General features: G+C 72.7%; 15 protein-coding genes. 7 read left to right on the top strand and 8 right to left on the bottom strand.

The features are described from left to right. Positions 1-663 precede the first annotated feature (663 nt). The gene (gene paaK, locus ACFVIM_RS20510) at positions 664-1,944 is read right to left on the bottom strand and encodes a phenylacetate--CoA ligase PaaK (protein WP_384303175.1); all 1,281 of its coding nucleotides are present in this window, start codon (positions 1,942-1,944) and stop codon (positions 664-666) included. 191 nt (positions 1,945-2,135) lie between these two features. After that, on the bottom strand, positions 2,136-3,767 hold the full coding sequence (locus tag ACFVIM_RS20505; protein ID WP_384303177.1) for an acyl-CoA synthetase: 1,632 nt from the start codon (positions 3,765-3,767) through the stop codon (positions 2,136-2,138). A 273-nt stretch (positions 3,768-4,040) separates the two neighbouring features. Between ACFVIM_RS20505 and ACFVIM_RS20500 the strand changes: the two genes are divergently transcribed. The 6 genes from ACFVIM_RS20500 to ACFVIM_RS20475 all read left to right on the top strand — a co-directional run bounded on the left by ACFVIM_RS20500 (position 4,041) and on the right by ACFVIM_RS20475 (position 9,651). Next, positions 4,041-4,952, top strand: a complete 912-nt coding sequence (locus ACFVIM_RS20500; RefSeq protein WP_384303173.1) for a crotonase/enoyl-CoA hydratase family protein — start codon at positions 4,041-4,043, stop codon at positions 4,950-4,952. 17 nt (positions 4,953-4,969) lie between these two features. After that, positions 4,970-5,944, top strand: a complete 975-nt coding sequence (locus ACFVIM_RS20495) for a Zn-ribbon domain-containing OB-fold protein (RefSeq protein WP_384303172.1) — start codon at positions 4,970-4,972, stop codon at positions 5,942-5,944. Beyond that, positions 5,941-7,047, top strand: a complete 1,107-nt coding sequence (locus ACFVIM_RS20490) for a thiolase domain-containing protein (RefSeq protein WP_384303170.1) — start codon at positions 5,941-5,943, stop codon at positions 7,045-7,047. Before ACFVIM_RS20495 ends, ACFVIM_RS20490 begins: the two co-directional genes overlap by 4 nt. Continuing rightward, complete coding sequence (locus ACFVIM_RS20485) at positions 7,044-8,387, top strand: thiolase domain-containing protein (RefSeq protein WP_384303168.1); 1,344 nt, start codon at positions 7,044-7,046, stop codon at positions 8,385-8,387. Before ACFVIM_RS20490 ends, ACFVIM_RS20485 begins: the two co-directional genes overlap by 4 nt. Before the next feature lie 189 nt (positions 8,388-8,576). Further along, positions 8,577-8,819: a DUF397 domain-containing protein gene (locus tag ACFVIM_RS20480; RefSeq protein WP_384303166.1), complete on the top strand. Its 243-nt coding sequence runs from the start codon at positions 8,577-8,579 to the stop codon at positions 8,817-8,819. Positions 8,820-9,150: 331 nt separating this feature from the next. Next, a complete protein-coding gene (locus ACFVIM_RS20475) occupies positions 9,151-9,651 on the top strand; it encodes a hypothetical protein (RefSeq protein WP_384303164.1) in 501 nt (166 codons plus the stop codon). Positions 9,652-9,762: 111 nt separating this feature from the next. Here the strand turns inward: ACFVIM_RS20475 and ACFVIM_RS20470 are convergent, their stop codons facing one another. From ACFVIM_RS20470 to ACFVIM_RS20460, 3 genes are all read right to left on the bottom strand, one after another. Next, on the bottom strand, positions 9,763-11,949 hold the full coding sequence (locus ACFVIM_RS20470; RefSeq protein ID WP_384303162.1) for a germacradienol/geosmin synthase: 2,187 nt from the start codon (positions 11,947-11,949) through the stop codon (positions 9,763-9,765). A gap of 337 nt (positions 11,950-12,286) precedes the next feature. Further along, on the bottom strand, positions 12,287-12,781 hold the full coding sequence (locus tag ACFVIM_RS20465; protein WP_384303160.1) for a TIGR03618 family F420-dependent PPOX class oxidoreductase: 495 nt from the start codon (positions 12,779-12,781) through the stop codon (positions 12,287-12,289). A 151-nt stretch (positions 12,782-12,932) separates the two neighbouring features. After that, entirely contained in the window at positions 12,933-14,048 is a 1,116-nt protein-coding gene (locus ACFVIM_RS20460; RefSeq protein WP_384303158.1) for an aminoglycoside phosphotransferase family protein, read from the bottom strand. Positions 14,049-14,389: 341 nt separating this feature from the next. Between ACFVIM_RS20460 and ACFVIM_RS20455 the strand changes: the two genes are divergently transcribed. Continuing rightward, entirely contained in the window at positions 14,390-15,892 is a 1,503-nt protein-coding gene (locus ACFVIM_RS20455; RefSeq protein ID WP_384303156.1) for a hypothetical protein, read from the top strand. A 167-nt stretch (positions 15,893-16,059) separates the two neighbouring features. Here the strand turns inward: ACFVIM_RS20455 and ACFVIM_RS20450 are convergent, their stop codons facing one another. The 3 genes from ACFVIM_RS20450 to ACFVIM_RS20440 all read right to left on the bottom strand — a co-directional run bounded on the left by ACFVIM_RS20450 (position 16,060) and on the right by ACFVIM_RS20440 (position 18,707). Beyond that, entirely contained in the window at positions 16,060-17,592 is a 1,533-nt protein-coding gene (locus tag ACFVIM_RS20450) for a PP2C family protein-serine/threonine phosphatase (RefSeq protein WP_384303154.1), read from the bottom strand. Between the two features lie 349 nt (positions 17,593-17,941). Next, the gene (locus ACFVIM_RS20445; protein ID WP_384303152.1) at positions 17,942-18,538 is read right to left on the bottom strand and encodes a GNAT family N-acetyltransferase; all 597 of its coding nucleotides are present in this window, start codon (positions 18,536-18,538) and stop codon (positions 17,942-17,944) included. After that, positions 18,528-18,707 carry a hypothetical protein gene (locus ACFVIM_RS20440; RefSeq protein WP_384303150.1) on the bottom strand — a complete coding sequence of 60 codons (180 nt, stop codon included), beginning with the start codon at positions 18,705-18,707 and terminating at the stop codon, positions 18,528-18,530. Before ACFVIM_RS20440 ends, ACFVIM_RS20445 begins: the two co-directional genes overlap by 11 nt. Between the last annotated feature and the right edge of the window lie 135 nt (positions 18,708-18,842).

The raw sequence follows: 18,842 nt of genomic DNA, 5'->3' as shown, positions 1-18,842 counted from the left end.
CGCTCGTTCCTCACGATCTCCGCGCGACGTCACTGAGACATCGACGCGCCCCTTTGGCTCAGAACCGACCTCGGGTGGAGCGAGTCCTCGCACGGAGCTACTCACCGGCAGAGCCCCTTGAGCGAATCCGGTGGTGGGGCTCTCACGGGAGGGTCCGGGGGGTGCGTTCTTCGCATGTCGACAACGGGTCACGGTCCCACGCACCGTCACCACGGCAGCCGGGGGCCAGTGGGCACGTTCGGGGGGTGCAGGGTCGCCCCCGCAGGGAGGGGCGGGTGAACCCGGCCTCACCGAACAGGGGCGTCTCGTCCGCCGCTCACGAGGAGGTGAGCCCGGAGGCCCCCGAACCCGGTAGACGAAGGACAGCGGCAGCGAGGGCACCGTCCCGACGGTCAGGGCCACACACACCGGTACCACCGCAGCCGGGGGTCAGGGGGCAGGTTCGGGGGGTGCAGGGTCGCCCCCGCAGGGAGTGGCGGGTGAACCCGGCCTCGCGCAACAGGGACGCCTTATCCGCCGCTCCCGAGGAGGTGAGCCCGGAGGCCCCCGAACCCCGCACACAGAACACAGCGGCAGCGACAGAGACCGCACCCGCACCGGGCCGCGTGGCCCGGAAGGCGGGCGGCAGCACCGGGCCGCTCAGCCATGACCGCGCCCCACCCCTCAGCGCAGATCCACGATCCGCTTGATCTTGCCCACCGAGCGCTCCAGCGTCTGCGGATCCACCACCTCCACCCTCACCGAGACCCCCACCCCCTCCTTGACCGCCTCCACCACGGCCGCCCCCGCCCCCGCCCGCTGCTCCGCCGTCGCCCCGGCCCGCGCCTCGACCCGTACGGTGAGCGCGTCGAGGCGCCCCTCGCGGGTGAGCCGCAGCTGGAAGTGGGGTGCGACATGGGCCGTGCGCAGCAGGATCTCCTCGATCTGGGTCGGGAAGAGGTTCACCCCGCGCACGATGAGCATGTCGTCGCTGCGGCCGGTCACCTTCGCCATCCGGCGGAACGCCCGTACCGTGCCCGGCAGCAGACGGGTCAGGTCCCGGGTCCGGTAGCGGATGACCGGCATGGCCTCCTTGGTGAGCGAGGTGAAGACCAGTTCCCCGTGTTCGCCGTCGGGCAGCACCTCGCCCGTGAGGGGGTCCACGACCTCCGGGAGGAAGTGGTCCTCCCATACATGCGGTCCGTCCTTGGTCTCCACGAACTCCTGGGCGACCCCGGGGCCGATCACCTCCGAGAGCCCGTAGATGTCGACGGCGTCGATGGCGAACCGGTCCTCGATCTCGCGGCGCATCGCCTCGGTCCAGGGCTCGGCCCCGAAGATCCCCACCCGCAGGGAGGTCGACCGGGGGTCGACGCCCTGGCGTTCGAACTCGTCCAGGAGGGTGAGCATGTACGAGGGCGTGACCATGATGATCTCGGGGCGGAAGTCCTGGATCAGCCGCACCTGGCGGGCCGTCATGCCCCCGGAGGCCGGGACGACGGTGCAGCCGAGCCGTTCGGCGCCGTAGTGGGCGCCGAGGCCGCCGGTGAAGAGGCCGTAGCCGTAGGCGATATGGACGGTGTGGCCGGGCCGGGCGCCCGCCGCGCGCAGGGAGCGGGCCACGACGTCCGCCCAGGTGTCCAGGTCGCGCTCGGTGTAGCCGACGACGGTGGGGGTGCCCGTGGTTCCGCTGGAGGCGTGCAGCCGCCGGATCCGGGAGCGGTCGACCGCGAACATCCCGAAGGGGTAGTTGTCGCGCAGGTCGTTCTTGGTGGTGAAGGGGAACCGGGCGAGGTCGGCCAGGGTGCGGCAGTCCTCGGGGCGCACTCCGGCGTGGTCGAAGGAGTCGCGGTAGAACCCGACGTGCTCATAGGCGTGGCGCAGGCTGGCGCGCAGCCGTGCGAGCTGGAGTTCCCTCAGTTCGGCGAGTCCGAGCCGCTCCGCCGCGTCCCGCGGGTCCGTCATCGCGCCACTCCTGTCTCCCCAGGGCAACCGAACGATCATTCGGTCGCCGCGCTGGGGATCAGTAAGGCAGCGGGACCGGCCCGCTGGCAAGGGGTGCGCGCCGGGGCTGTGCGCTCCGGGCGGGGACCGGGCGGGTCCTGGACCGGACCGTACTCACGCGAAGCCGGGCGGCATGGACCGGCCGGGCGGTCTCACTCCCCGGCGGTCGCCGCCCCCCGCGCCGCCACCGCCTTCGCCCACCGGTAGTCCGCCTTGCCCGAGGGTGAGCGCCGGATCCGGTCGGCCACCACGAGCTGGCGGGGGATCTTGTACCCGGCCAGCCGGGTGCGGCAGTGCGCCTGGACCATCGCGAGATCGGGGGTGTCCGCGCCGTCGCGCAGTTCCACCACCGCCGCGACCCGGTGGCCCCAGATGGGATCCGGTACCCCGGCCACGAGCGCGTCATAGACGTCGGGGTGGGCCTTGAGCGCCTGCTCGACCTCCTCCGGGTAGACCTTCTCGCCACCGGAGTTGATGCACTGCGAGCCCCGGCCGAGCACGGTCACCACGCCGTCCTCGTCCACGGTCGCCATGTCGCCGAGCAGGACCCAGCGCTCCCCGTCGCGCTGGAAGAAGGTCTCCGCGGTCTTGCGGGGGTCGTTGTAGTAGCCGAGGGGTACGTGGCCGCGCTGGGCGAGTCGTCCGGGCTCGCCGGGGCCGACCGGTTCATGGGTCACCGGGTCGACCACCGCCGTGACCGCGTTCATCTGGAGCCGGAACCCCCGCGCCGGGCCGGAGTCGGCGGTCGCGGTCCCGTTGAACCCGGACTCGGTGGAGCCGAAGTTGTCCATCAGCATCACCGCCGGGGCGAGGGCGGAGAACTGGGCCCGTACGGTGTCGGACAGGATCGCCCCGGATGAGGAGACGGTGATCAGCGCCGAGAGGTCGGCGCCCTGGAGCGGTCCGGCCAGGGCGTCCGTCAGGGGGCGCAGCATGGCGTCGCCGACCACGGAGAGGACCGTGACGCGCTCGCGCGCGACCGTGCGCAGCACGTCCTCCGGCACGAATTTGCGGTGCAGGACGAGCCGCTGCCCGTAGTCCAGGGCGATGAAGGCGGTGAATGTGGCGGTGCCGTGGATGAGGGGGGCGGCGGGGAAGAAGGTGAGCCCGTCTCCTCCGGCGGCGACCCGCCGGGCCAGCTCCTGGGGTGCCGATATCGGCTCGCTTCCCGGCGCGCCGCCGCCGAGCCCGGCGAAGAAGAGATCCTCCTGCCGCCACATCACACCCTTGGGCATCCCGGTGGTGCCGCCGGTGTAGATGATGAACTGGTCGTCGGCGGAGCGTGCCGGGAAGCCGCGCCCGGCCCCGGCTGCGGCTTCCGCCTCGCCGAAGGAGACGGCGTCCACCCCGGGGGCCCCGGCCGGGGCCGTCCCCACCCGTATCAGATGGCGCAGCCGCCCCGCTCCGGGCAGCGCCGCCGCCACCCGGGCGGTGAACTCCGCGTCGAAGACCAGGGCCACCAGGTCCGCGTCCCGGTAGAGGTAGGTCAGCTCCTCCTCCACATAGCGGTAGTTGACGTTGACCGGCACGATCCGCGCCTTGAGGCAGCCGAGCAGGGTCTGGAGGTACTCCACCCCGTTGTAGAGGTGGAGCCCGAGGTGCTCTCCGGGGCCGATGCCGGAGGCGATGAGGTGGTGGGCGATCCGGTTGGCGGCCGCGTCCAGTGCGGCGTAGCTGAGCCGCCGCTCGGCCCCGGTGCCGGGGTGGTCCAGGTACACCAGCGCCTCGCGGTCCGGGACCGCGTCGGCGATCGACTCGAAAAGGTCAGCAAGGTTGTACTCCACCGCTCCTCCTGCCATCGCCCCGGCTCCGGGGGCGCCCGCTCGGATCGTGCCGGGTTCGCGTGTGCCTCCTCATGTCATGCCGTGGGGCGCGCGCCCATGTCTCCGGTACCAGGGGCCAGAGCCCGGGACGGTCCGGCCGGCCGTCATTAGAGCGCGCCCCGGCGCAAAACTGAAGGGCGCCGCACGGGAAATCTGACTAACTGTCAGAACTCTATTGAAGTGCGCCGCCCACTCCTGCAACCTGGACCGCATCCGGTGACGGGAGGCCCCCACATGCCAGAGCCGACGCCTTCGTACGAGCAGCGTGACGGACACGAGAAGCACGACGGGCGTGACGGACACGAGCAGCACGACGGACACGAGAAGCAGGACGGGCACGAGCAGCGCGCGGGCACCGAACACCTCGTCGTACGGCGCGAAGGCGCCACCCTCGTGCTCACCCTGAACCGGCCGGAGGCGCGGAACGCGCTCTCCGTGCCGATGCTCGTCGGCCTGTACGACGGCTGGGTCGCGGCCGACGCCGACGACTCCGTCCGCTCCATCGTCCTCACCGGCGCGGGCGGCTGCTTCTGCGCCGGGATGGACCTCAAGGCCCTCGCGGGCGACGGCATGGGCGCGGGGGAGTACCGGGAACGGCTCGCGGCCGACCCCGACCTCCACTGGAAGGCCATGCTGCGCCACCACCGCCCCCGTAAGCCGGTACTCGCCGCCGTCGAGGGCGCCTGTGTCGCGGGCGGTACCGAGATCCTCCAGGGCACCGATATCCGGGTCGCGGGCGAGAGCGCCACCTTCGGCCTCTTCGAGGTGCGCCGGGGGCTCTTCCCGCTCGGGGGCTCCACCGTCCGGCTGCCCCGGCAGATCGCCCACACCCATGCCCTGGAGATGCTGCTGACCGGCCGCCCCTACGACGCGGCGGAGGCACTGGGGATCGGACTGATCGGCCGGGTCGTCCCCGACGGCACCGCCCTGGAGCACGCGCTCACCCTCGCCGAGCGGATCAACGCGTGCGGCCCGCTCGCCGTCGAGGCGGTGAAGGCGTCGGTGTACGACAACGCCCGTCTCGGCGAGCCGGAGGCCCTCGCCGCCGAGCTGGAACGCGGCTGGCCGGTCTTCGCCACCGAGGACGCCAAGGAGGGCGCCCGCGCCTTCGCCGAGAAGCGCGCCCCGGTCTTCCGGCGCGCCTGAGCCCGACGGAGTCCCCCATGGCCGCATCCCCGCCCGCCCCGCGCGCCCCCGTGGTGGTCGAGTTCCCCTTCACCCGCTCCCTCGGTCCCGTCCAGAGCGCCTTCCTCACCGGGCTGCGCGAGCGGACCGTACTCGGGGTACGCACGGAGGACGGCCGGGTGCTCGTCCCCCCGGTCGAGTACGACCCGGTCACCTCCGCCGAACTGCGCCACCTCGCCGAGGTCGGCGCCACCGGCACCGTCACCACCTGGGCCTGGAACCCCGCCCCCCGTCCGGGGCAGCCCCTGACCACGCCCTTCGCCTGGGTCCTGGTCCGTCTCGACGGTGCCGACACCGGCCTGCTGCACGCCCTCGACGCCCCCGGCCCCGAGGCCGTCCGCACCGGACTGCGGGTACGCATCCGCTGGTCCGCCGAGCGCGCCGGGGCCATCACGGACATCGCCTGTTTCGAACCGTACGCCAGTCTGTACGAAGGGGAGGTGGCGGCCGGTGCCCGTGACCACGACGGGGTCTTCGCCGCACCTGTCACCGGGATCGTGACACCCGCACGGCTCGACTACACCCACACCCCCGGCCGGGCGCAGCGCGCCTACCTCGCGGCGCTCGCCGAACACCGGACCGTCGGCGAGCGGTGTCCCTCCTGCCACAAGGTCTACGTCCCGCCCCGGGGCGCCTGCCCCACCTGCGGGGTCGCCACCGCCGAACAGGTCGAGGTCGGGCCGCGCGGCACGGTCACCACCTTCTGTGTCGTCAACATCAAGGCGCGGAACCTGGACATCGAGGTGCCCTACGTCTACGCCCATATCGCGCTCGACGGCGCCGACCTCGCGCTCCACGGACGGATCGGTGGCATCCCCTACGACCAGGTGCGGATGGGGCTGCGGGTGGAGCCGGTCTGGGCCGGCGGCGGTCGGGGTGCCCACCACCCCGACCACTACCGGCCCAGCGGGGAACCCGACGCCGACTACGACACCTACCGGGAGCTGCTGTGACCCGCCGCGCCCGGGAGGTCGCCGTCGTCGCCTTCGCCCAGAGCGACCACCGGCGCCACAGCGAGGACGTCTCCGAGGTGGAGCTGGTGATGCCGGTGCTGCACCGGGTGCTGGCGGACACCGGGCTCACCACCGCCGACATCGGCTTCACCTGCTCCGGCTCCTCCGACTATCTCGCCGGGCGGGCCTTCTCCTTCACCATGGCCCTGGACGGGGTCGGCGCGTGGCCGCCGATCTCCGAGTCCCATGTGGAGATGGACGGGGCCTGGGCGCTGTACGAGGCGTGGGTGGCGTTGCTGACCGGGGAGGCGGACACCGCCCTTGTCTACGCGTGGGGCACGTCGTCACCCGGCTCGCTGCGGGATGTGCTGACCCGCCAGCTCGACCCCTACTACCTCGCGCCGCTCTGGCCGGACCCGGTCGCCCTCGCCGCGCTCCAGGCCCAGGCCCTGATCGACGCCGGGCTCACCGACGAGACGGCCCTCGCCGCGATCGGCGCCCGCAGCCGGGCCGACGCCGTGGGCCATCCACACGCCCAGCTCAGCGGGGCGGTCCCGCACGGCGACTATGTGGTGCGCCCGCTGCGGACCGGTGACTGCCCGCCGATCAGTGACGGCGCCGCCGCCGTGGTGCTGGCCGCCGGGGAGCGCGCCCGTGACCTGTGCGACCGCCCGGCCTGGATCCGGGGCATGGACCACCGGATCGAGGCCCACTCCCTCGGTGTCCGCGATCTGACCGACTCGCCCTCCACCCGGCTGGCCGCCGAGCGCGCGGGCGCGTTCCAGCGGACCGGCGGGGGGCCTGGCGGGGAGATCGACCGGGCCGAACTGCACGCCCCGTTCACCTCCCAGGAGGTCGTACTCCGCCGGACCCTCAACCTCGACTCTAGGGTGAGAGTCAATCCCTCCGGCGGTCCCCTCGCCGCCAACCCGGTGATGGCCACCGGCCTCATCCGGATCGGCGAGGCCGCCGCCGCCATCCACCGGGGCGAGTCCGCGCGCGCCCTGGCCCACGCCACCTCCGGGCCCTGCCTCCAGCAGAACCTCGTCGCCGTCCTCGACGCGTCGGACGGCCCGGCCGGGTCGGAAGGAGCCCCGCGATGAGCGGTTCCCAGCGGCACGAGCCCCAGCCGAGCGGTTCCCGGCGGAACGAGCCCCAGCCGAGTGGTTCCCAGCGGAACGAGCCCCAGCCGAGCGGTTCGCGGCGGAACGGTCCGGGCGAGAGCGTCCCCCGCCGGAGTGGCCTGACGCCCGGCGGACCGCGGCCGGTCCGTCCGGCGCACCAGGAGCCCGTCGCCGTCGTCGGTGTCGGCCAGACCCACCACGCCGCCGCCCGCCGCGATGTCTCCCTCGCCGGGCTGGTCCGCGAGGCCGCCCAGCGGGCCCTGGCCGACGCCGAACTGGAGTGGTCCGGCATCGACGCCGTCGTCATCGGCAAGGCCCCCGACTTCTTCGAAGGCGTGATGATGCCGGAGCTGTATCTCGCCGACGCCCTCGGCGCGGTCGGCAAACCCCTGCTGCGGGTCCACACGGCGGGCTCGGTCGGCGGCTCCACCGCGCTGGTCGCCGCCAAGCTGGTGGCCGCCCGGGTGCACTCCACGGTGCTCGCCCTCGCCTTCGAGAAGCAGTCCGAGTCCAACGCCATGTGGGGGCTGTCCCTGCCCGTCCCGTTCCAGCAGCCGCTCCTCGCGGGCGCGGGCGGCTTCTTCGCCCCTCATATCCGCGCCTACATCCGCCGTTCGGGGGCGCCCGCCACCACCGGCACCGTCGTCGCCTACAAGGACCGCCGCAACGCCCTGCGGAATCCCTACGCCCACCTCCATGAACACGGCATCACCCTGGAATCGGTGCGCTCCTCCCCGATGCTGTGGGATCCGGTCCGCTACTCCGAGACCTGTCCCTCCTCCGACGGCGCCTGCGCGATGGTGCTCACCGACCGCGCGGGCGCCGCGCGCGCCCCCCGCCCGCCCGCCTGGATGCACGGCGGCGCGATGCGCAGCGAGCCCACCCTCTTCGCGGGCAAGGACTGCGTCAGCCCGCGCGCGGGCGCCGACTGCGCCGCCGACGTCTACCGCCAGGCGGGTGTCACCGACCCCCGGCGCCAGATCGACACGGCGGAGATCTACGTCCCCTTCTCCTGGTACGAGCCGATGTGGCTGGAGAATCTGGGCTTCGCGGCGCCGGGTGAGGGCTGGCGGCTCACCGAGTCGGGGGCGACCGCGCTCGACGGCGACCTCCCGGTCAATCCCTCCGGCGGGGTCCTGTCCACCAACCCCATCGGCGCCTCCGGCATGATCCGGTTCGCCGAGGCCGCGCTCCAGGTCCGGGGCGAGGCGGGGGAGCACCAGATCCCCGGTGCCCGCACCGCGCTGGGTCACGCCTACGGCGGCGGCTCGCAGTTCTTCGCCATGTGGCTGGTGGGCTCGGCGCCCCCGGACAGCTGACGCCTCACCGGCTGGATCCGGCGGCCGGGCGGCCGCAGCGCCGCACCGCCGAGCGCCGCCGGAGCGTCGGTTCCCGGCCACCGGGCCACGGCTCGCCGCCCGCGCGTGACCCGCCGTCGCGCATGACCTGTCCCCGGCCCGGACCGATCGCTAGGCTGACCCAGCAACCACGGCGGGAGGAGCGCGGACATGTCCGAGAACATGACCACCATCCAGATGTTCGCGGGCTGGGAGAAGCCCGAGCTCGATTTGAGCAACGCCGACTGGCAGTCGAGCAGCCGGGGCGCGGGAGACGTGCAGATCGCCTTCGTGGAGGGCTTCATCGCGATGCGCAACGGCGGCAGGCCGGGATCCCCCTCGCTGATCTTCACCCCCGGCGAGTGGCGCGCCTTCGTGCTCAACGCCCGTGAGGGCGAGTACGACCTGACCTGACCCCCGGCGGCCCGGCGTACGCGGGAGGCTCCCCGAGGGCGCCGCTGATGGGTCGTGCGGGACTCGCGCCTGTCCCCCGGGGCCTGGCGGCCCCACCACGGTCCCCGCGGTCCCGGTGGTGCCCCGGGACCAGACCCCGTTCCCTGATCCGGCCGGATCCATCAGGGGCGCTCCGCCCGTACCGCCGAGAGCGCCGGGACCGGCGCCGGGAGTCCGGGCCCGATCTCGCGGGCGGTGCCCGGAAACCGTCCTTCCGACGGTGTGCCCGGTGGGGTGGACACCCGGGCCGCCCCGGCACTGCCACCCCCTGGCGGACACGTACCATGGCGGTATGTCCTTCCTCCGCCGTCGCAGTGCCGCCACCCCCGCCGGTCCGGATTTCGATGTTCTGGCCATGGATCCGGGTGACTGGCCCGGCAATCTCGGCGCGGGACTGCTGCCCGCTCCCGACGGCACCTGCCAGGGCGTCTTCCTCCGCTATGACCTCTTCGGCGGGCGTGGCCCCGCCATGATCATCGGCAATCTGCCGGAGGGCTCCCCGGCCCGTGAGACCGAGGAGGGAGAGATCCCCTTCGAGGTGGCCCAGCTGCTGCTGGCGCTGGAGAACGACGAGGAGGTAGGGGTCGTCTCCCGCGAGGACGTGCCGGTGATGCAGGGGGACAATCTGCTGATCGTCCGCCGTCTCAAGCTCTCCGAGAGCCGGATCTCCTGCGTCCAGTTCGACCGGAGCGATGGCGTGCTGGTCACGATCGCCAGCTGGGACCGTCCCATCACCGACGATCTCTACGCCCTGCTCAAGCCGCTGCCCGCCGAGCTGTTCCAGGCGGGCTGAGCCCCACGCCGCCCGGGGAGCCCCCGAGCCCCCGCGTCCGTCACGGAGCGCGCCATGGATCCTCCCGGGTCCCATGGCGCGCTCTGTCGTGTCGCGGGGGCTCGGGCACCATCAGCGGGCGAGCGTCGTGGCCATCCGCATCGCCGCCGTGCCCAGCCCGACGGGGTGGGCCAGCAGCGGCGAGCCGGGCCCGGTGGCCAGGTCCTCCTCCCCGTAGCGGCGGACGTTCCGGTGCCAGTTCAGGATGCCCGCCATCCAGTCCTCCAGTTCGGTGACATAGGCGTCCACGGCCGCCCGCTGTTCGGTGGTGAGGCGGAAGTCCTCGTACAGCAGGGGGAGCTCATGCTCCTTCACATGGCGGAACTGCCGCATCCGGCCCTGCATCAGATCGCCGACGATCGCGACCCCGGAGGGGTAGTCGCAGCCGAAGAACGTCTGCACCACCAGTACCCCGTTGTTGACCTCACCGTCCCACTCGACCTCGCGCTGGTACGAGAAGAGGTCGTTGGTCAGACAGGCGTAGGTGATCGCCGCGCTCTCCAGGCTCCGCACCGTCCCGCTGTCGAGCACCTCCGCCGGGGCCTCCTCCTCCCGCCGCAGCTTCGACAGCAGGATCGTGAGGTCCGAGCCGAAGGTGTAGCGGCGCATCTCCAGGAAGTCCACGGGGTCGGGCACCCGGTGCTGGATCTGGTTGTGCAGCTCCCACAGCCAGCTGTCCAGCATGGTCTCGATCGACCGCCTGAGCCGCTGGCGCGCGTCCTGGCCCATCGGCCCGCAGGTGCGCGCCCACACGTCGGCGAGCCCCCGTTCCAGCGGGCTCGCGGCGAACAGCGGGGCGGTGGCCGGGTCGTCGAGCGGCAGACAGGCCAGCAGCCGGTCGTTGGCGAGCCGGGCGCCGGCCAGATTGCGGGCCCTGCCGAAGACGATCGGGTAGTAGTCGTCGGCGTAGGTGCCCCAGGTCAGCCATGCGGCGCTGAGCTCCAGCTCCTCCGCCGTCGCGTCCGGGTCGATGCCCGCCGAGCAGAGCGCGAGGTCGAACCGGCGCAGCATGGGGCCGTCCCAGATGTCCCCGAGCAGCCCCATCCGCCTGGCCCAGGCGATGGACTTCTCACGGGCGTCGGCGTAGTGCGGGCTGAGCCGCAGCGGGAACGGCATCGCGAACTCGGGCAGCAGCGACGGCCCGGTCCGCCGGTGGAGTGTGTGGGTCAGCGACCGCAGCCGGATCCGGGCCGGGCGCCCGAAGAGGGTGCTCACATCCAGCGCCGAGGTCCCGAACACCCCGTCGAGGAAGGAGGGCCCGCGCGTCGCGCCCTCGTTCATATAGCGGCTGGAGCGCAGATGCCACTCATGACCGCCGGACTGCCAGTCCTGGAGCCCCTTGACATAGAGCGCGATGGCCGAGCAGTCGGCGGGCGACAGCCCCTGGTCGAGGCAGAGCGCGGGCACCTCGGTGAGCGCGGTGTTCTCGAACTGCTGCAACCGCGAGGTGAGGAGGTCGTTGACGGCCTCGGCGGCCTGCTGGGTGGTGCAGCCGAGGAAGGTCTCCAGCACGAGGACGCCATTGCTCAGTTCCCCTTCGTCCTCCACCTCCCGCTGGTAGGAGAAGAGGTCGTTACGGAGGTGGACGGAGTCGGCGAAGGTGTCGGTCAGTACCCGCAGCGGACGGGAGCCGGCCACCGGCGCGGGCACCTCGGCGCCCACCGCCAGCTCCACCAGCTGCGCCGACCAGGGCGCGCCGCCGACCTTGCGGCGCATCTCGATGTACTCGACGGGGTTGGCGATCCGCCCCTCGTTGATGTTGGAGAGTTCCCAGAGCGACTCGTTGAGCAGATGCCGCGTCGACTCGGCGAAGCGCGCCCGCCACTGCGGTGACATCCGGGGCACGGTACGGGCCCACAGATCGGCCAGTCCCGCCTCGACCGGGTTGGCGGGCTCCGGGGTGGTGCGGCCCAGTTCCATCGGCATGAAGGCGGGCAGCCGGTCCAGGTACTCCTTGCCGCCCTCGCGGTCCTGGCTGCGTTTGAAGGTCTCCAGGAAGTGGTCGTCGAAGAAGAAGACCCACACATACCAGTCGGTGATGAGGGAGAGGATGTCCGCGTCACAGTCGGGATGGGTGTATCCGCACAGCAGTGCGTAGTCATGCGCGTCGAGATCGCTCTCCTCCCAGATACCGGATCCCTCCAGCATCCCCATGCCGCGCGCCCACTCACGGGAGTGCGCGCGAGCCACCTCGACATGGGGGCTGAGGCGTGCCGGATACGGCACGTAGAACTCGGGAAGGACGAAGGGTTGAGCCATGCGGGTGGCCTCTCACGTCGGAGCGGGTTACTACCGGCCGAGCCCTACCCCTGGCCCAGAACCCCCACTCACAACGGCCTATTAGTCAGACAAACTGACAAGTACACGGTAGCCTCGCGTGGTTATCCCATCACCCGCACATCGGAAGCCTTGACGAACGCCACCCGATGCCCGAACCGGATCCCGGCCTAGCGCTCCCGGCCGCGCGCCGTGCGGGACCAAGGGGGGCCATGCGGGACCAAGGCGGGCCGTGCGAGACCAAGGCGGGCCATGCGGGACCAAGGCGGGCCGTACGGGACCAAGGCGGGCCATGCGCCGACCGCACCCCGCACACCCGTCAGCCGTCAGAACCCGCGGCCCCTTCGGCGCCCGCGACATCGAGCGCTGTTCCATACAGCCGGTCCACGGACAGCCGGATGACCACCCGGCGTTCGGCGACCAGCTGCGCCAGGAACGCCTCCTCGCCCTCCGGGGTCCCCGGGCGCGCGGACGACGGGACCATCGCCAGCAGCTCGCGGCCCACCGCGTCGCCCGGGACCGTCGTGACCTCGGAGACCTCGGCGGTGCCCTCGGCGACGGCGAACGACCACACATCACCACCCGTCACATGCAGCGCCGCCCGCGCGTCACGCCGCAGATGTCCGGGCTTGGTCCGGTCGATCGTCGTCGAGAACCGCACCACCCGGGCCTCGGGGTCCCAGCTGTACAGCAGGGTGGTCAGATGCGGGTGGCCACTGCGCTTGATGGTGGCCAGTGTGCCGAACTGCTGGGTGGCGAGCAGCCGGGAGAGCGCGGCGTCGGACAGCGGGCGCGGAGCGGGTCCTTGAGTCATGATCGGACCAACCGCCGTGACCCCGTTTCCATTCCACGGTGACGCTCGCTCTCCCGCAGAGCGCTGAAGCGATGGTCCACCGGTGAGCGGGGCTCCCCGGTGCCGTACCGGGCGCGGGCCCCGCCCACGGTGGACGGGCGGGGAGCGGAACTCAGCGGGTGCCGACGGCGGCGCGGACGGCGCGGCGGGCCATGGCACAGTCATCGTGCAGCCGCCGCAGCAGCAGCCGGTGCTCCTCGCCCGCCGACAGCCCGCTCAGCGTCGTCACCGGCCCCGGCGCGCCCTCCCGCATCGTCCGCTGCACCGCCGTCTCATAGGTACGGATCTCACGGGTCAGCACCAGCATCAGATTGACCAGGAAGGCGTCCCGCGCGGCCGGGCCCCCGCTCTGCGCCAGTCTGCTGATCTGACGGCGCGCGTCCGGCGCGTCACCGAGAACCGCCCAGAGCGTCGCCAGGTCGTAACCCCGCAGATACCAGCCCGCGTGCTCCCAGTCCACCAGCACCGGCCCGGTCGGCGCGAGCAGGACATTGGAGAGCAGGGCATCGCCATGACAGAACTCGGTCATCCCCGGGCGGCCGCCCGCGAACGCCAGTCCGTGCAGCAGCTTGTGCAGGTCCCCACGGTCCCGGTCGGTGAAGAGCCCCAGCTCGTGGTAGCGCGCGATCCGTGAGCTGTAGTCCAGCGGGCGCTCGAACATCTCCGGCGGCGGGCGCCAGGCGTTCACCCGCGTCACCGCGCCCAGCACGGCCCGGACATCCGCGCGCGGCGGCGCGTCACCCGGGTGCCGCACCAGTGCCGCCGGGCGCCCCGGCATCCGCTCCACCACCAGCGTGCCGTTCTCCGGGTCCGCCGCGATCAGCCGGGGCGCGCGCACCGGCGGACGGTGCCGGACGAAGGCACGGTAGACCGCTATTTCATGGCGGAACCGTTCGGACCAGACCGGCGAGTGGTCCAGCAGACACTTGGCCACCGCCGTCGCCCGGCCGGTCGTCCCGACCAGCAGCACCGAACGCCCGCTGCGCCGCAGCACCTGCACCGGATGGAACTCCGGGCAGATCCGGTGCACCGACGCCACCGCCATCCTCAGCGGGGCACCCTGGGGACCCGACAGGTCGATCCGCCCGCTCAGCGGACGGCTGGCCACCGCGGTCCGCCGGGCCGCCGCCCCGGCCGGCAGGGGATCGGAGAACGGTCCCGCACCGGGCGGCGGCGCCGTGTGCCGCGGCCGGTACGGGGCGGACACGGAGGACGATGCTGTGTGCATGGGGGTGACAGATCCCTTCGCGTGCCGACAGTTGTGCGCCCTGCGCGTGACCGGGTCGCCGAGCCGCCGACGCGTCTCGCCGCGCCGCCTCCGTGGCGCCGTTGTGCCGCGTCGCCGTCTCGCCGTGTCACAGACGCTGCCCCGTCCCGGCCTCCGATCCCTCCGCACCCTGGGGAATGCGGTCGGACGCCGGGCCGGGGTGGCGCGGTCCTACGTCACACCAACGCCCGGGTGGCACACCATGTGGCGCACCCTGGCGAACCCTGGCGAATAGTCGCCACCCCCCTGACGAGCGTTTCGGGAGGTTACTGTCAACTCAGCCGAGAACCTGGGGGCTTGACGTGACCGGAGAACCCAACACCCGCCTCAACGACCTGTTCGGCCTGTCCGGCTGGTCCAAGGGCGAGCTCGCGAGACTCGTGAACCGGCAGGCGGCGGCCATCGGCCAGCCGCAGCTGGCGACCGACACCTCGCGGGTGCGGCGCTGGATCGACACGGGGGAGACCCCGCGCGACCCCGTGCCCCGGGTGCTGGCGGACCTGTTCACCGAGCGGCTCGGCCGTGTCGTGACCATCGAGGACCTCGGGTTCGTACGGAACGGGCGAGCGGGCAGGGGACGGGACACGTCGGGGGCCGAGACCTCCGACGGCATTCCCTGGGCGCCCGACCGGACGGCTGTGGTCCTCACCGAATTCACGGGAATGGACCTCATGCTCAACCGACGCGGCCTGGTGGGCGCGGGCGCCGCGCTCGCCACAGGCACAGCACTCAGCAGCGCCATGTACGAGTGGCTGCACACCGATCCGGCGCTCGCCGGTGACATGCCCCGGCTGGACAACCCCCTCCACGCGGACCCGGCCGGGTCCGACCGGTACGAGGCGGCGCCGATCGGGTCACAGGAGATCGAGGCGCTGGAGCGCTCGGTCGATGTCTTCCGGGCCTGGGACGCCTCGCGCGGCGGCGGGCTCCAGCGCAAGGCGGTCGTGGGACAGCTCAACGAGGTCGGCGGGATGCTCGCCTACCGCCACCCCGACCACCTCCAGCGGCGGCTCTGGGGCGTCGCCGCCAACCTCGCCGTCCTCGCCGGGTGGATGTCCCATGACGTGGGGCTCGAACCCACCGCCCAGAAGTACTTCGTCATCGCCGCCCACGCGGCGCGCGAGGGTGGCGACCGTCCCCGCGCGGGCGAGGCGCTCTCCCGCGCCGCCCGGCAGATGGTCCACCTCGGCCGCCCCGACGACGCACTCGATCTGATGAAACTCGCCCAGTCGGGCTCCGGTGAGGAGACCCTCCCGCGCACCCGGGCGATGCTGCACACCATCGAGGCGTGGGCCCAGGCGTCCATGGGCCGGGGCCAGGCGATGCGCCGCACGCTGGGGGAGGCCGAGGACCTCTTCGTCTCCGACAAGGGCGATGTGCCGCCACCGAGCTGGATGCAGATGTTCGACGAGGCCGACCTCCATGGCATGCAGGCGCTGGCGTACCGCACCCTGGCCGAACACGACTCCGCCGCCGCCGCCATCGCGCAGGGGCACGCCAGGAAGGCGCTGGAGCTGAGGGTGGGCGGACGGCAGCGTTCGAAGATCTTCGACTACATCTCGATGGCGTCCGCCTGTTTCATCGACAACGACCCGGACCAGGCCGATCGCTACGCCCGGCTGGCACTCGTCTCCATGGGGGAGACCTCCTCCCACCGCACCTGGGACCGGTTGCGCGAGATGTACCGGCTGACCGGGCAGTACGCGGGATACGGGCGGATCGAGGAACTGCGGCACGAGATCCGGCTCGCGATGCCCGCCAGCCCGTCAACGGGGCTGACGGGGCTCGGGAACCTGGAGGCATAGCCCGCGGGGAGAGCGCGCCGCCCCGGATCGCGTACGGATGCCCGTGGGGGGCGGGTTCACGGCCAGGGTGGCCATGGGCCCGCCCGGTGGGGCGTGCGCGCGTTCGGTGCCTTCGCGGCGGGCCGGAGCGGCGCACCGCCGCCAAGGCACCGCTCAGATCCGTCCGCTCAGATCCGTCCGCTCGGCACCCGGGCCACCAGCACACAGGCGTCGTCGCCACGGCCCTCGCCGTCGCACTCCGCCACGATCAGCCGGACCGCCTCCTCGGCGTCCCGGACGCCCGCCAGCCGGGGCGCCAGCGCCAGCAGCCGCCCCGGGTCGCCGACGTCATCGGCCGGGCTGAGCCGGGTCAGGCCGTCCGTGTGCAGGACCAGCAGATCTCCGGGCGCCAGCCGTTCGTCGGCCTGCTCGTACTCCGCGTACTCCGTGGCGCCGAGCAGCACTCCCTCGGGGCGGCGCAGTGGGCGCCCCGCGCCCGCCCGGAAGAGCAGCGGGGCCGGATGGCCCGCCTGGGCCCACTCCATGGCGCCGGTGACGGGATCGACCCGGCAGCAGACCGCGCTGCCGAGGGTGGGCTGGGCGGCGGTCTCCACCAGCCGGTTGAGATGGCCCAGCAGCGGCCCGGGGGTGAACCCGGCCACCGCCAGGGCGCGGACCGCTCCCAGCAGCATCGCGGTGGTCGAGGTGGCGGCCACCCCGTGTCCCGTGAGATCGCCCACGCACAGCAGATACGCGTCGGAGGGCAGCCGCGTCGCGTCGTACCAGTCGCCGCCGATGAGGGCGCTGTCGGTGGACGGCAGATAGCGTACGGCGACATCGAGCCCCCCCCGCCCGGGGTCCCCGCCCGTGGGGATGGTGAGTGTGCCGCGCCACGGCGGCAGCACCGCCTCCTGTAACCCGACGGCGGCCCGCCGCTCGGCGCGTTCCCGGTGCTGCTGGTGGTGGAGCACATCACGGCTCTCGCGGACCGCGCGCTCGCTGCGGCGCAGTTCGCTGACGTCCCTGAGTACGGCCCACATGGCGGCCGTCGAACCGTCGGTGTCGAGGACGGGTTCGGCGGTCATATGGACCGTGCGCACCCGGCCGTCCGTACGGACCATCCGGAACTCCCCGTCGATGGGGCGGCCGTCGACGAGACAGCCGGTGACCATCGCGGTCAGCAGCGACTGGTCCTCGGCGAAGACCACGGACGGCAGTTCGTCCAGGGTCATCGGGCCGCTCTCCGGGGCGCGGCCGAGGATCCGGTACAGCTCGTCGGACCAGTGGACCTCGTCGGTGAGAAGGTTCCACTCGGCGGTGCCGACCCGGCTGAGCAGGGTGTCGCCGGGGCGGCCGGGGGCGGCCGCGCCGTAGGGCGTGCCGGCGTGGGTGCGCGCGGTGCTCTCGGTGTGGTCGGGGTGGTGGGGATCCCATCGGCCGGTCGCGCCGTCGGGGGCGGCTGCGTCATCGGCGTCCGGCAGCCCCTCGCGGAGCTGGTCCAGATGGGAGCGGAGGTCGTCGAGTTGATGGACCGCCAGATCGTAGAGCGCCCGGCGCCAGCGGCCGTGCGGATCGTCCTCGCCGCCCCGCCCGGCCTCCGCGTGCCTGCGGACGGCGTCCACGTCGCCCCTCAGCCGGCGGGTCCGGTCGATCAGCCCGTCGACGCTCCCGGGCCGGGGCGGCTGGGGGGTGGAACGGTCCGTGGACACATGGGACGGCATGTCGAACTCCGATACAGGCGTGGCCGGGGCCAGGTCTGAGACACGGTCTGAACAGTGGACCGTTACGACTCTTGCACAGGCGGCGATGGCCCGTAAGTGATTCGGCAACACTCGGCACGGCCCGGTGCTGGTGATGGGCCCCAGGCCAGAGGTGTCGGGGGGTGATCCGTCCGGCCGGTGCGCCCGGTCGGACGGATCACCCCCGGGTACCCCCCGGAACCGTTCGTACGCGATCCCGCCCCCGGCCGTACCGATCCCCGCCCTCGCCGCCGGTCCGCCCCGGGCCCGGGCCTCGTGCGGGCGGCGCCGTGTCATCGGCCCCGTGGTACGGGGAGGTCCGGCGCGCCGGTCAGGAGGAGCGGGCGGAGCCGGGGCGGCGGAGGAAGGCGAGCCGGGCCCGCTTCTCCGGCTTGTCGACCTCCGGGCCCAGGGTGAACCCCATCCGCACCAGCCGCCTCAGCATCCGCTCATTGCGCACATCGGGTTCCAGGACGATCCGGCTGTGGTCCGGGCTGGTGAACAGGTAGTCGATGAGGACCCCGAAGAGCGCCCCGGTGTACCCCGGCCGCGCGCCTCCTTCCGGCGCCGGACCGACCAGCAGATGCATGCCCACGTCGCCGCGCTGGACCGGGTAGCACTCGCCGATGGGGTCGGCCCCGGGCTCGTAGGTCTCCAGCAGCGCCGCCGGTTCGCCGTCATGGGTGACCAGGAAGGCGTGGTGGGTGGTGAGCGAGTCGAGATAGGCGTAGCTCTCCCCGACCTGCTCGCGGGTGTGGTCGAGCATGCCCCAGTAGCGGGAGTGCTCCACGCTGACCCAGGAGTAGACGGTGTCGAGGTCGGCGACCGGGTCGAGGGGGACGATTCGTACCGTCCCGAAGCCGTCGCTGCCGTTGACGGTCTGTTCGTGGACGACGGTCCGGGGGCGGGTGGGGGAGTCAGTGGACATCGGTCTCCTCGGTCAGTCGGTCGCGTACGAAGGAGGCGGGGTGGCCCGGTGCGCGGCGGCCGGCCGAGGGGGTGACGCCCCCGGTCGGCCGGGGGTGCGGGCGGGCGTCGGAGCCGGAGAGCGGACGATCGGGGACGCCCCTGGCGTCACGGTCGATCCTGCTGGTCACGTGGGTTCCCGCCTCGAAGGCTCCGAGCTCGAACTATTTTAGGTAAGCCTTGCCTAACTTACTTGACAGAAGCGTGTAGTTGCAAACCATCACCCCGTCATGGGCACGGCCGCGCCCCCGGCGGATGGCTCCATC

The sequence above is a fragment of the Streptomyces sp. NPDC057638 genome, from assembly GCF_042800315.1.
In the GTDB taxonomy this organism is placed as follows: Bacteria; Actinomycetota; Actinomycetes; order Streptomycetales; family Streptomycetaceae; genus Streptomyces.
The sequence above is the reverse complement of the archived record's forward strand: the minus strand, read 5'-3'. Positions and strand labels throughout refer to the sequence as shown.